This window comes from Streptomyces olivoverticillatus (genome assembly GCF_014203555.1).
In the GTDB taxonomy this organism is placed as follows: Bacteria; Actinomycetota; Actinomycetes; order Streptomycetales; family Streptomycetaceae; genus Streptomyces; species Streptomyces olivoverticillatus.
Window position 1 is genome coordinate 418,763 of the sequence record NZ_JACHJH010000006.1, and the last position, 13,095, is coordinate 431,857.

Below are 13,095 nucleotides of genomic sequence, written 5' to 3' on the forward strand. Positions count from 1 at the left end.
ACCATGCCCTACAGCAGCACCCTCACCCTGAACCCGGCCGAGCCCGCCACCGGCACCGACGCCGCCACCCGCATCCTGGGCCTCCTTCTGCCGTACCACCGCACCACCGGAGCGGCCACGCCCGACCCCGGGGCGCACCCGGAACAGCTACGCCAGATACGGCAGTTCACCCGGGCGTCGGAGCCCGTCGTCCTCACCCTGCCCGGCTTCCCGTGCAAGTCCCCGAACCCCGCCAAGGTCCTCGGACACCTGCCCGACGAAGGAGAGCGCCTCTCGCTGGGCTTCCTCGACCGGCTGTGCGCCCGCATCGGCGAGGTCTACGAGCCCGGGGCGCGCATGCTCATCTGCTCGGACGGCCACATCTTCGGCGACCTCATCCACGTCCCCGACGAGCACATCGACGCCTACGGCGACGCGCTGCGCTCCCTGATCCGCCGCGAGGGCCTGCGCCACCTGGACACCTTCGACCTGCGCCACGTCCACGGGGACCTGTCCTACGACGCCAAGCGCCAGCTGGTCACCGACGCCTATGCCCCGTCCCTGGACGTGCTGCGCGCGCAGGCCCGCACCGACGAGGAGACCACCCGGCTCTACCGGGGCATCACCCGGTTCCTGGTGGAGGACACCGCGGACTTCACCGGCACCCGCTCGGCGCTGCAACGCCGCTGCCGGGCCCGGGCGTACGAGGTCATCGCGCGCAGCCGGGCCTGGGGAGAGCTCATCGCGGACTGCCACCCGCGCTCCGTACGGCTGTCCATCCACCCGCAGCGGCCGGGCGCCGCCAAGTTCGGCATACGCCTGCTGGACGCCGCCGACGCATGGGCCACGCCCTGGCACACCACCGTGCTGCGGCAGCCCGGGGGCGGCGCCCGGCTGATGCACCGTGCACAAGCCGAAAAGCTGGGGCGCCTCGTCGTACGCGACGGGCGCCCCAGCCACTTCGAAGCGGCCCGCTAGCGGCCGGACACGGGGAAGACCGGCGCCCGGTGGTCGAAGGCGATCAGCGGGTCGCCGGTCAGCGGATGGTCCACCACGGCCGCCCGCACGCCGAACACCTCGGCCAGCAGTCCGGCCGTCAGCACCTCGCGCGGCGTGCCGGAGGCCACCACCTTGCCGCCGTGCAGGACGTGCAGCCGGTCGCACACCGACGCGGCCGCGTTGAGGTCGTGGATGGCCAGCAGCGTCGTACGGCGGTGCCGGCGCAACAGGGCCAGCAGCTCCACCTGGTGGCGCACGTCCAGATGGTTCGTCGGCTCGTCCAGCACCAGCACCTTCGGGTCCTGGGCGAGCGCCCGGGCCAGCAGCACGCGCTGGCGCTCGCCGCCGGACAGCGCGGAGAACCGCCGCCGCCCCGCCCCCGCCATGCCCACCTGGTCCAGCGCCGCCGCCACGGCGTCGCCGTCCGTGGGGTCCTCGCCGGCGAAGGCCCGCTTGTAGGGGGTGCGGCCCATGGCGACGACCTCGCGCACCGACAGCTCGAAGTCGGTGCCCCGCTCCTGCGGCAGCGCCGCCACCTGCCGGGCGGACTGCACGGCCGTCAGCGCCCGGATGTCGGCGCCGCCGACCAGCACCCGCCCGGCGTGCGGCCGCAAGTGCCGGTAGACGGTGCGCAGTACGGTCGACTTGCCGCTGCCGTTCGGCCCGACGAGCCCCGCGATCTCCCCTTCCTCCGCCATGATCCGCACCCCGGAGACGACGGTCCGGCCGGACAGCGCGACGTCCAGGTCCTCGATGGCAGTCCTCAATGCCTCATGTCCTCTCCAGGCGTCGGTCCAGCAGATACAGCAGCGTCGGCGCGCCGATCAGCGCCGTGACCACGCCCACCGGCAACTCCTGGTCAGCCAGGGCGGTACGGGCCATCACGTCGACGACCACCAGCAGCAGCGCGCCGAAGAGCGCGGCGACCGGCAGCAGCCGCCGGTGGTCGCCGCCCACCACCATCCGGCACGCGTGCGGCACCATCAGGCCCACGAAGCCGATCGCCCCGGAGACCGCTACCAGCACGCCCGTCAGCAGGCTCGTCACCACGAACAGCTCGCGCCGCAGGCGCCCGACGTCCACGCCCAGGCTGGCGGCGGTCTCGTCGCCCATCAGCATCGCGTTGAGCGCCCGGGCCCGCGCCACCAGCACGGCCAGCGCCAGCAGCACCGCCGCCGTGGGCAGGGCCAGCGTCGACCACTGCGCCCCGCCGAGCGAGCCCATCATCCAGAACAGCGCGCCGTGCGTCTGCTGTTCGTCGCCGGCTTGCAGCACCAGGTAGTGGGTGAAGCCCGACAGGAACTGCCCGATACCCACCCCGGCGAGCACCAGCCGCAGCGGCGAGAAGCCGCCCCCGCGTCGGGCCACCGTCCACACCAGTGCGAAGGAGGCCAGCGCTCCGGCGAACGCGGCCGAGGACAGCCCGAGCCCCAGCAGCCCGCCGGCGCCCGCCCCCAGCACGATCGCGGCGACCGCGCCGAGCGACGCCCCGCTGGAGATGCCCAGCAGATAGGGGTCCGCGAGCGGATTTCGGACCAGGGCCTGGACGGCCGTGCCGACCAGGCCCAGCCCCGCGCCCACCACGGCCGCCAGCAGGGCGCGCGGCACCCGCAGCTGCCAGACGATCAGGTCCCGGGTGCCCGGTGCCGGAGCGCTTCCGCTCAACCCGCGCCGCACCGCCGACCACACGTCGGCGAGCGGCACTTGCGTCGACCCCAGGCACACCGAGGCGGTCAGCGCCACCAACAGCGCCACCCCCAGCCCGGCCGCCACCCAGCCGGTGCGCACCGTGCGCACGCCCGGCCCCTCCTCCGCGGCCGCCCCGGGGGCCGCGTCCGTGGCGAGGGACGCCATCTACTTGACCTGATCCGGGTGCAGCTCGTGCGCGATCTCGCGGACGGTGTCCGCGCTGCGCACCCCGCCGATCGTGGTGCGCTCGGAGCCGATGCGCAGGAAGCGGCCCTCCTTGACGGCCGTGAGGTCCTTGGTGGCGGGGAAGGACCGCAGGAAGTCGGCGGCCTCGTCGAAGGCCTTGCGGTTGGCCTCCTCGCTGCCGCGGTTGCGCACCGCGAGCTGGATCCGGTCGGGGTTCTTGGCGACGACGTCCTCCCAGCCGACGGGCTTGAAGTCGCCGTCGCAGTCGGCGAAGACGTTGCGCGCCCCGGCCATCGTGATCACCGCGTTGGCCACCTGCCGGTTGCAGACCGCCATCGGCTGCTTGGTCCCGGCGTCGTAGTCGAAGAGGAAGTACGTGGGCCGCTTGTCCTGCGGCACGTCCTTGAGGGCGGCCTGGACATCGCCGGTCTTCTTGCGCATGCCCTCGACGAGTTCGGCGGCGCGCTTCGAGGTGCCGGTGACCTTCCCCAGCTCCTCGATGTCCGCCTCGACACCGGACAGGTCGGTGCGCGCGGCCTTGGCCATCGACGCGCACGCCGTCGACTTCAGGAACACGTGCTTGATCCCGGCGGCCTCGAACTCCTTGGGCGTGGGGGCGTCGCCCGTCTTGCCCATGTTCTTCATGGAGGAGAACGAGTCGACATACAGATCGGCCCCGGAGCCCAGCAGCTTCTCCTTGGGGATCACGGTCTTGCCGAGCACCGGCACCTTCGCCGCGCTGTCCGCGTACTGCTGCGGCATGCTGCCCTTGCCGGGCGGGAAGCCCGTGCCGACGATCCGGTCGCCCGCGCCCAGCCATGTCAGCAGCTCCAGCGCCGCGGCGTTGCTCGTGACGATCCGCCGGGGGGCGGAGTCGAAGGTCGTCTTCGCGCCCGTGCAGTCGGTGACGCTCACGGGGAAGCCGGCCGCACCGGCAGCCGCCGCGTCGTCGGCCTTCTCCGCCGCACCGCCCCCGCCGCAAGCCGTCGCCGACAGGGCCACAGCGGCCAGCACACCGCACCACGCACGAGGGCGCATCAGGAACTCTCCAAAAGCTCGACAGGCACGGGCCCGCCGATACGGACCCGGACCAGATAGTCGGACCGCAGGGCCGACGAGTTCCCGCGTGTCGTGAAGAAGCCCGTAACCGCCCGCATACGCTGCCCCAAGGGCTCACCGACCGTGCGGACGGCGCGACGCGAAGGAGACGGCCATGACGGACCAGCTCGCCGAGATGCCCACCGACTGGCGGCGCGCGCTCGCGATCGTCGCGCACCCGGACGACCTCGAATACGGCGCCTCCGCCGCCATCGCCACCTGGATCGACGGCGGACGCGAGTGCGTCTATGTGCTCGCCACCTCAGGGGAGGCGGGCATCGACACCCTGCCGCCCGGTGAGGCCGCACCGCTGCGCGAGAGCGAGCAGCGGGCGAGCGCCGCCGCCGTGGGCGTGGACACCGTCGAGTTCCTCGGCCACCCCGACGGCGTCATCGCCTACGGCACCGCGCTGCGCCGCGACTTCGCCGCCGCCGTCCGCCGCCACCGCCCCGACCTCGTCCTGACCCTCAACCACCACGACACCTGGCCCGGCGGCACGCACTGGAACACGCCCGACCACCGGGCCGTCGGCCGGGCCGTCCTCGACGCGGTGGCCGACGCGGGCAACCGCTGGATCTTCCCCGACCTCGTCGACGAGGGCCTGATGCCGTGGGACGGGGTGCGGTACGTGGCCGTGGCCGGCTCCCCGCGGCCCACCCACGCCGTCGACGCGGCCGCGGGCTTGGACCGGGCCGTCGCCTCGCTGCTGTGCCACCGCACCTACATCGAGGCGCTGACCACCGAGGACCCGCAGACGTACTGCCGCTCCTTCCTGGAGGGCAACATGGCGGCCGCGGCCGAGCGGTTCGGCGGCCGCCCGGCCGTCACCTTCGAGCTGTTCGGCCGCTGACTGCCCCCGCGGACACGGGCGCACGCTCCATCACCAGCATGGCGGCGTCGTCCTGGAGCCTGCCGCGGGTGTGCGCGACGAGGTCCGTGCGCAGCCGCTCCAGCAGCTCGGGGGTGGGCAGGGCGGCCCAGGCGCCCAGCCGCTCGGCCAGCGGGTAGAAGCCGCCGTCCGCGGAGCGCGCCTCGGTCACCCCGTCGGTGCAGGCCAGCACCCGGCTCCCGGGCGGCAGCGCGATCCGCTGCACGGTGCGAGGCGCCGCCACCAGGTCGCCCAGGCCCAGCGGCAGCCCGGGCTCGGCCGTCTCCAGCTCGCGCACCGCCCCGTCCGGGCCGATGACGAACGGGGCGAGGTGCCCGCAGTCGACGAACACCAGCTGCATCCGGCCGCCCGTCCCCTCCTGCCCGGCCGGGGCCTCCTCGGTGCCGAGGACCAGCGCCGTCACGAACTCCTCCGAGGCCTGCACCTCGCGGGCGGTGCTCTCGTACTCGGCCGTGCGGTGGTAGCGGTACAGGCCCTGTTCCATCGCTTCGACGCCGCTCTCCAGATCCCGCCGGTGGTAGGCCGCCTCCCGGAACGCGGTGAGCACCGCGGCCCCCGCACCCAGCGTGCCGAGCCCCTTGCCCCGCACGTCCCCGATGAGCACCCGGGTCCCGTAGGGCGTGTCGACGACTTCGTAGATGTCGCCCCCGATCAGCGCCTCGCGCTGCGAGGACATGTAGAAGCCGTCCACGACCACGCTCTGGGTGCGCAGCGGCAGCGGCCGCAGCAGCGCCCGTTGGGCCGCCTCGCCCGTGGCCCGTACGCGCTCCAGCAGTTCCTCCCCGTCCCGCCGCAGCCGGGCGATCACCACGGCCGTGCCGACCATGAGGACGTTGCCCAGGACCGAGCCGACGCGGTTGACGGTCTCCGTGTCCCCGGCGAAGACGCCGTGGTGGGCCACCATCAGGAGCAGGTCGGCGATGCCCACGAACACGGTCTGCCGGTAGGTGCAGACCGCCGCGGCGGTGACCGGGGCGAGCGCGGCGTAGACGTCCAGCCGCAGCGAGGCCGGGGTCATCAGGTCGACGACCACGATGACCACGAGATAGCCCAGGACGAGCGCGAAGGGGAGACTGCGCGACATCGTGTGACGCGACACCGTTGGCAGGACCTCCGCACCGTGAACCAGGAAACCGAACATATCCAGACGCATCCGGATGGTTCGGCATTTCCAGACTTTCACGGTGGCTGCGCGTCGGCCACTCCCGCCCCGCGGCGCCGAGAGGCGGTCAGAGCTTGCGGTACGTCCGGGCGTCGTCGGCGGCCGCCAGGACGGCGGCCATGTCGCCGCCGGCCGACGCCGTGACCACGGCGGCCACCGCGCCCTCGACGAAGGGGGCGTCCGCGATGTGCGCGTCCCGCAGCTCCCCGGCGGTCAGGAGCGCCTTGACGGTGAGGACCGCGCTGCCCATGTCGCAGAAGACGACCACGCCCGCCTTGCGGTCCGCATCGGCGACCGCCCGGCGGACCAGCTCGGCGCTGGTGCCGACGGAGCCGTCGGGCAGGCCGCCCGCGGCGGCGACCGGTGCCGGGTCGCCGGTGCCGACCAGGGCCCGGGCCAGCGCGGCGGTCGACTCGGCCACGGCGCGGCTGTGCGAGACGAGCACCACGCCGACCCGGCCCGCCTCGGGCTCCGGCTCGGCTGCTGCTTCCGGCTCCGCCGCGGGCTGCGGGGCGGTGGCGCACAGCCGGGGGTCGGTGGCCTCGTACAGCGCGGTGATCAGGAGTGCGGAGGAGGTGGCCCCGGGATCCTGGTGGCCGATGCTGCGCTCGCCCAGGTAGCTCGCGCGCCCGCGGCGGGCCTGGAGCGGTACGGTCGCCTCGGCGCCGGCCCGGGCCGCGCGGGCCGCCGCGTCAAGGGCCACCACCACGTCGCCGCCGCCCGCCAGCGCCTCGGCGTAGGCGTCGGCGGCGGGTTGCAGCGCGTCGACCATGGTCTTGTCGCCGGGCGCGGAGTCCCCGAGCCGCCGTACGCTGGCCACCGCCGCGGCGAGCGCCCGGCCCAGCGCCTCGGGGGTGGCGACGGCCTCCTCGCCGAGCACCTTGCCCATCCGGCGCAGCACCGTTCCGTACAGCGGACCGGCCGCGCCGCCCACGGTGTTGGTCAGGTGCACCCCGGCCGCGGTCAGCAGCGCACCGGGCCCTTCCGGCGCCTCGGCGGCCAACGCCTGGGCGATGGAGGCGAAGCCGCGCTTGAGGTTGATGCCGTGGTCGGCGTCGCCGATGGCGGCGTCGAGTTCGGTCAGGTGCGCGGCCTCGGCGGTGACGACGCTCGTGGCACGGTCCAGGAAGCGGCGGAAGAAGGCCTGGTCGAGCGTGACGGTCATGGGCGGCGGCTCCTGCGGGCGCTGGGGCTGATGCGGGCTCGGACCGGCTCAGCGTAATGCGGGCCGCCGCCGGCTGCTCGGTGACACGGGGTCAGTTGATCGCCTTGACCAGCTCGCCGTCCGCCGTATCGCCGCTGAGCTCCCAGAAGAAGGTGCCGCCCAGCCTCCGACGGTCCTTGTATGCCATCTTCCCGGCGATGGTCGACGGCGTGTCGTAACTCCACCACTGGCTGTCGCACTTGGCGTAGGCGGTGCCCGCCACCGTGCCGTTCGCCGGGCACGTGGACTTGAGCACCTTGTAGTCGTCGATGCCCTGCTCGTAGGTGCCCGGGGCCGGGCCGGTGGCCGGGCCGCCGGGGGCGGCCTGGTCCACGCCGGTCCAGCCGCGGCCGTAGAAGCCGATGCCCAGCAGCAGCTTCGAGGAGGGCACGCCCAGGGACGTGAGTTTGCGGATCGCCGAGTCGGTGTCGAAGCCCGCCTTGGGCATGCCGGGGTAGGAAGTGAGCGGGGAGTGCGGGGCGGTGGGGCCCTTGGCGTCCCAGGCGCCGAAGAAGTCGTACGTCATCGGGTTGTACCAGTCGACGTAACGGGCCGCGCCCGCGTAGTCCGCCGCCTCCAGCTTGCCGCCGTCCGAACCGTCCGCGCTGATCGCCGCGGTGACGAGGTTCTTGTCCCCGAACTTCGCGCGCAGCGCTGCCATCAGCTCGCGGAACGCGGCCCGGTCGCTGGTGTCGCAGGTCAGACCGCAGGCGCCCGGGTACTCCCAGTCGATGTCGATGCCGTCGAAGACGTCGGCCCAGCGCGGGTCCTCGACCAGCCCGTAACAGGACTCGGCGAACGCCGCCGGGTCCTTGGCGGCCTCCGCGAAGCCGCCGGACCAGGTCCAGCCGCCGAAGGACCAGAGCACCTTGAGGCCGGGGTGGAGCTTCTTGAGCTTGCGCAGCTGGTTGAAGTTGCCGCGCAGCGCGCCCTCGTCCCAGGTGTCGGCCTTGCCGTCGACGCTGCCCGCCGCGTCGTAGGCCTTGTCGTAGTCGGCGTAGGCGTCGCCGATGGCGCACTTGCCGCCGGTGACGTTGCCGAAGGCGTAGTTGATGTGGGTGAGTCTGGCGGCCGAGCCGGAGGTCTCGATGTTCTTGACGTGGTAATTGCGCCCGTAGACACCCCAGTTGGTGAAGTAGCCGACGATGCGGTGCCCGGCCTGGGTGTCGTCGGGGTCGGCGGTGGCGGCCGGGGCCGCGGCGAGGGTGGTGGCCAGGAGGGCGGCGGTGGCGGCGAGGGCCGCGAGGGGTCCGTGCGGTCGGGGCATGGTGCGTTCTCCTCGGTGGGGTGGGAGAGAGCAGGGGGGTGCCGCGCTGCCGTGCAGGGGCGGTGACCGGGGACGGTGACACCCGCGCGAGTGGCATGTACGCGTCGGTCCGCTGAACGGTGGGGAAACCGTAGAAGGACTAGACCATTGCGGTCAATGGTCCGGACCGAACCTGACAGGCCAGTCCGTCATGATCGGCAGACCCGTGACGGCAGGCCCCCGATCGGGCATACTCCAAGCGCCACAGCCGCAGGTCACCCCGGTCCGCGACCCGGCGGGGGACCATCGGCTGGGCGAACCACCGACGGCGGCGCCGACACCCAGGGCGCCCGTCGCCGCAGCGCCCGACAGGGAGGAGAGCGCCGCCATGACCGACCACGGCCCGCAGCCGGTGGAGCGTCAGCTGCCCACCGAGGAAGCCCGCGACCTGATCTCGCTCGTACGCGATCTGGTCCAGCGGGAGATCGAGCCCCACGCGGCCGAGGAGGAGGACGCCGGACGCTTCCCGCGCGAGGTCTTCGGGCTGCTGTCCGCCTCGGGGCTGCTGGCCCTGCCCTACGCCGAGGAGTTCGGCGGCGGCGACCAGCCGTACGAGGTCTACCTCCAGGTGCTCGAAGAGCTCGCCGCCGCCCGCCTCACCGTCGGGCTCGGCGTCAGCGTGCACACCCTCGCCTGCCACGCCCTCGCCGGATACGGCACCAAGCAGCAGCGCACCGAGCACCTGCCCGCCATGCTCGGCGGCGGGCTCCTGGGCGCGTACTGCCTCTCCGAGCCCTCCTCCGGCTCCGACGCCGCCTCGCTGCGCACCCGCGCCACGCGCTCCGGCGACACCTGGACGCTGCAGGGCACCAAGGCGTGGATCACCCACGGCGGCATCGCCGACTTCTACACCGTCCTGGCGCGCACGGGCGGCGAAGGCGCCCACGGCATCACGGCCTTCCTCGTGCCGGGCGACGCCGAGGGCCTGAGCGCGGCACCGCCCGAGAAGAAGATGGGCATGAAGGGATCGCCCACCGCCCAGCTGCACTTCGACGGCGTCCAGGTCTCCGACGCGCGCCGCATCGGCGACGAGGGACAGGGCTTCGCCATCGCGCTGTCCGCCCTCGACTCCGGCCGCCTCGGCATCGCGGCCTGTGCCATCGGCGTGGCCCAGGCCGCGCTGGACCAGGCGCTCTCCTACGTCACCCAGCGGCGGCAGTTCGGCCGCCCGGTCGTCGACTTCCAGGGCCTGCGCTTCATGCTGGCCGACATGGGCACCCAGATCGAGGCGGGCCGCGCGCTCTACCTCGCCGCGGCCCGGCTGCGCGACGAGGGCAAGCCCTTCGCCAAGCAGGCCGCCATGGCCAAGCTCTTCTGCACCGACGCGGCGATGCGGGTCACCACCGACGCCGTCCAGCTGATGGGCGGCTACGGCTACACCGCCGACTTCCCCGCCGAGCGCTACATGCGCGAGGCCAAGGTCCTGCAGATCGTCGAAGGGACCAACCAGATCCAGCGGATGGTCGTCGCCCGGCACCTGGCCGGCCCCGAATCCCGCTGAGCCGACGCCCCGTTGGCCCCCTGAGCACCACGGCAGACCGGCCGGTTCCGGGACGCGCCCTCGCGGCCGTCGGCGGAACCGGCGGGATGCCGGCGCTCAGGCGGCGGGCCGGCGCACCCCCGGCACGCGCACCGGCCGCGAGCCCGGCCCGCCGATGTGCGAAAACGGCTGCGTGCGCCAGTCCAGGCTCTCCGGAAGCGTCAGCAGCAGCGCCGCGTCCAGCTCTTGGGTCTCCGGCGATTCACCGGCCGGCGCGGCATTCTCGATGGCACGCCCCGCGCCGGGGCACACGGTGAGCCCGAAGGGATCCCAGGGCGACGGGCACAGCGCGTGCTCCGGCAGCACTTCCTCACCGTCGAGCAGTCCGATCGGACGGGCGCAGTCCGGGCACGTCACCCGGAACATCTCGCAGGTCTCGGACTCGTAGGCATACGGTCCGACATCGCCCTCGTGATCGACACGTTCCAGGCTGGGCATAGGTTTCTCCCCCTCGGATGAGCCGGCCAGGCACCTCGGCCTCGGCCACAGCAAGCATTTCCCTCGGCAGAGGCCGGGTAATCGCTGCACCCGGGAGGACACGGGTGCATGCCTGTGGCGTTTGTCACATACCTTGTGTGCCAGCGGCGCCGCCGACTGTGCCGGGGGCGCACCGACGCAGTAGGTTGACCCGCGTGGAGGAGTTGGACAGAGAGATCGTGGAACTGCTCGTCAAGGACGGGCGGATGAGCTACACCGACTTGGGCAAGGCCACTGGGCTGTCCACCTCGGCGGTGCACCAGCGCGTGCGCAGGCTCGAACAGCGAGGCGTCATCCGCGGATACGCGGCGGTCGTCGACCCCGAGGCGGTCGGGCTGCCCCTGACCGCGTTCATCTCGGTCAAGCCGTTCGACCCCAGCGCGCCCGACGACATCGCCGACCGGCTGGCGGAGATCCCCGAGATCGAGGCCTGTCACAGCGTGGCGGGGGACGAGAACTACATACTCAAGGTGCGGGTCGCCACCCCGCTGGAGCTTGAGCACCTGCTCGCCACCATCCGGTCGCTGGCCGGGGTCTCCACGCGGACGACGATCGTGCTGTCCACCCCGTACGAGGCCCGGCCGCCGCGGGTCGGGTGAGCACGGGCGGGGCCGGTTACGGGACCGGGCGGCGAGGGGACAGACTGATCCCCATGACAGAGCGCACCACCCCCCAGGACCCGCCGCGCACCACACTGCTGCGCGGCGGCACCGTCCACAGCCCCGCCGACCCCTTCGCGACCGCGATGGTCGTCGAGCACGGGCACGTCGCCTGGGTCGGCTCCGAAGGCGCCGCGGACTCCTTCGCCGACGGCGTGGACGAGGTCGTCGACCTCCGCGGCGCGCTCGTCACCCCCGCCTTCGTGGACGCCCACGTGCACACCACCGCCACGGGCCTCGCCCTGACCGGCCTCGACCTCACCGGCGCCGCCACGCTCGCCGAGGCCCTGGACCGGGTGCGGGCGCACGCCGCGGCGCGGCCCGCCGACCGGGTCCTGCTCGGCCACGGCTGGGACGCCAGCGCCTGGCCCGAGCGGCGACCCCCGTCCCGCCGCGAGCTCGACGAGGCCACCGGCGGGCGCCCCCTCTACCTCACCCGCGCCGACGTGCACTCCGCCGTGGTCACCACGGCCCTGCTCGACCTCGTGCCGCACGTGCGCGAACGCTCCGGGTACGCCGCGGACGCGCCGCTGACCGGTGACGCCCACCACGCCGTGCGCGCCGCCGCCTACGACAGCGTCACCCCCACCCAGCGCGCCGAGGCCCAGCGCGCCGCGCTCGCCCGCGCCGCCTCGCTCGGCATCGGCTCCCTCCACGAATGCGCCGGACCGCAGATCTCCTCCGTCGACGACCTCACCGGCCTGCTGCGCCTCGCCGCCCGGGAGACGGGCCCCCGGGTGACCGGCTACTGGGCGAAGGCGCTGACCCGCGCCGAGGACGCCGCGCACATCCGCGAGCTCGGCGCGATCGGCGCGGCCGGCGACCTCTTCGTGGACGGCTCCCTCGGCTCGCACACCGCCTGCCTCCACGAGCCGTACGCCGATGCCCCCGAGGCCGGACACACCGGCACCGCCCACCTCGACGCCACCGCCATCGCCGCCCATGTCACCGCGTGCACCGAGGCGGGCATCCAGGCCGGCTTCCACGCCATCGGCGACGCCGCGCTCACCGCCGTCGTCGAAGGCGTCCGGGCCGCCGCCGACAAGCTGGGCACGGCCCGCGTCCGGGCCGCCCGGCACCGCGTCGAGCACGCCGAAATGCTCACCCCCGAGCACATTGCCGGCTTCGCCGAACTGGCCCTGACCGCCTCCGTGCAGCCCGCCTTCGACGCCGCCTGGGGCGGCGACGACGCGATGTACGCCGAGCGCCTGGGCGCCGAGCGGGCCCGCACCCTCAACCCGTACGCGGCCCTGCTGCGCGCCGGAGTCCCGCTCGCGCTGGGCTCCGACAGCCCCGTCACCCCCCTCGACCCCTGGGGCACCGTCCGCGCCGCCGCCTTCCACCGCACGCCCGAGCACCGGGTCTCGGTGCGGGCGGCGTTCACCGCGCACACGCGCGGCGGCTGGCGGGCGATCGGCCGCGACGACGCGGGCGTCCTGGTGCCCGGCGCCCCCGCCGACTACGCGGTCTGGGAGACCGGCGACCTCGTGGTGCAGGTGCCCGACCACCGCGTCGCCGACTGGTCCACCGACCCCCGCTCTGGCACGCCCGGCCTGCCGGACCTCACCCCCGGCGCCCTGCTGCCGGTGTGCCTGCGCACGGTCGTGGGCGGACGTGAGGTGTACGCGTCCCCCGCGCGCCCGAACGAGTGACGCGCAGGGCGCCGCGTACCGCCGAACGACGTGCCGTCGGGCTGTCGCGGCGCCCTGCCCTCGTCCATACTGACCTGCTGGTTCGCCCGAGCCACGCAGGTCGCGGAGGTATTGACAGGGTGCGGGCGGCGGCCGGTAGGTTCTGCCGGGTCCACCGCAGGACGTCCGGCCGGTGAACCTCCACACAGTCGTCGAACGCCGCTGGGCCATGGGGCGGGCGCCACACGGGCGCTCCGCCACTGGGAGCCAGGTACC

General features: G+C 73.9%; 12 protein-coding genes and 1 pseudogene. 5 read left to right on the forward strand and 8 right to left on the reverse strand.

What is annotated here, in order from left to right:
- Positions 1-3: 3 nt before the first annotated feature.
- On the forward strand, positions 4-957 hold the full coding sequence (locus FHS39_RS21465; protein ID WP_184351039.1) for an L-tyrosine/L-tryptophan isonitrile synthase family protein: 954 nt from the start codon (positions 4-6) through the stop codon (positions 955-957).
- Here FHS39_RS21465 and FHS39_RS21470 read toward each other — a convergent pair.
- From FHS39_RS21470 to FHS39_RS21480, 3 genes are read right to left on the reverse strand one after another with little or no spacing between them, the layout of a single operon-like run.
- Complete coding sequence (locus FHS39_RS21470; RefSeq protein WP_184351040.1) at positions 954-1,745, reverse strand: ABC transporter ATP-binding protein; 792 nt, start codon at positions 1,743-1,745, stop codon at positions 954-956. The genes FHS39_RS21465 and FHS39_RS21470 overlap by 4 nt on opposite strands.
- 4 nt (positions 1,746-1,749) lie before the next feature.
- Entirely contained in the window at positions 1,750-2,832 is a 1,083-nt protein-coding gene (locus tag FHS39_RS21475; protein ID WP_184351041.1) for a FecCD family ABC transporter permease, read from the reverse strand.
- The gene (locus tag FHS39_RS21480; protein ID WP_184351042.1) at positions 2,833-3,891 is read right to left on the reverse strand and encodes an ABC transporter substrate-binding protein; all 1,059 of its coding nucleotides are present in this window, start codon (positions 3,889-3,891) and stop codon (positions 2,833-2,835) included.
- 175 nt (positions 3,892-4,066) lie between these two features.
- Here FHS39_RS21480 and FHS39_RS21485 point away from each other — a divergent pair, with 175 nt between their 5' ends.
- Positions 4,067-4,801, forward strand: a complete 735-nt coding sequence (locus FHS39_RS21485; RefSeq protein ID WP_184351043.1) for a PIG-L deacetylase family protein — start codon at positions 4,067-4,069, stop codon at positions 4,799-4,801.
- On the opposite strand, the gene FHS39_RS21490 is transcribed toward FHS39_RS21485, so the two are convergent.
- The 4 genes and pseudogenes from FHS39_RS21490 to FHS39_RS21500 form a co-directional block, all read right to left on the reverse strand.
- Positions 4,776-5,924 carry a PP2C family protein-serine/threonine phosphatase gene (locus FHS39_RS21490; protein WP_184351044.1) on the reverse strand — a complete coding sequence of 383 codons (1,149 nt, stop codon included), beginning with the start codon at positions 5,922-5,924 and terminating at the stop codon, positions 4,776-4,778. The two genes, FHS39_RS21485 and FHS39_RS21490, sit on opposite strands and share 26 nt — an antisense overlap.
- 145 nt (positions 5,925-6,069) lie before the next feature.
- Complete coding sequence (gene dhaM / locus FHS39_RS25545; RefSeq protein WP_343069682.1) at positions 6,070-6,450, reverse strand: dihydroxyacetone kinase phosphoryl donor subunit DhaM; 381 nt, start codon at positions 6,448-6,450, stop codon at positions 6,070-6,072.
- 90 nt (positions 6,451-6,540) lie between these two features.
- A pseudogene (gene dhaL / locus FHS39_RS25550) lies at positions 6,541-7,167 on the reverse strand (dihydroxyacetone kinase subunit DhaL); the annotation flags it as partial.
- A gap of 91 nt (positions 7,168-7,258) precedes the next feature.
- Positions 7,259-8,473, reverse strand: a complete 1,215-nt coding sequence (locus FHS39_RS21500; protein ID WP_184351046.1) for a glycoside hydrolase family 18 protein — start codon at positions 8,471-8,473, stop codon at positions 7,259-7,261.
- 367 nt (positions 8,474-8,840) lie between these two features.
- Here FHS39_RS21500 and FHS39_RS21505 point away from each other — a divergent pair, with 367 nt between their 5' ends.
- Positions 8,841-10,013, forward strand: coding sequence for an acyl-CoA dehydrogenase family protein (locus FHS39_RS21505; protein ID WP_184351047.1), 1,173 nt, complete (start codon positions 8,841-8,843; stop codon positions 10,011-10,013).
- A 96-nt stretch (positions 10,014-10,109) separates the two neighbouring features.
- Here FHS39_RS21505 and FHS39_RS21510 read toward each other — a convergent pair whose 3' ends face one another.
- On the reverse strand, positions 10,110-10,490 hold the full coding sequence (locus FHS39_RS21510; RefSeq protein WP_184351048.1) for a hypothetical protein: 381 nt from the start codon (positions 10,488-10,490) through the stop codon (positions 10,110-10,112).
- Positions 10,491-10,684: 194 nt separating this feature from the next.
- Here FHS39_RS21510 and FHS39_RS21515 point away from each other — a divergent pair, with 194 nt between their 5' ends.
- Together FHS39_RS21515 and FHS39_RS21520 are read left to right on the forward strand one after the other, a co-directional pair.
- Complete coding sequence (locus FHS39_RS21515; RefSeq protein ID WP_184351049.1) at positions 10,685-11,128, forward strand: Lrp/AsnC ligand binding domain-containing protein; 444 nt, start codon at positions 10,685-10,687, stop codon at positions 11,126-11,128.
- A gap of 53 nt (positions 11,129-11,181) precedes the next feature.
- Positions 11,182-12,840, forward strand: coding sequence for an amidohydrolase (locus FHS39_RS21520; protein WP_184351050.1), 1,659 nt, complete (start codon positions 11,182-11,184; stop codon positions 12,838-12,840).
- The last annotated feature ends 255 nt before the right edge of the window (positions 12,841-13,095 follow it).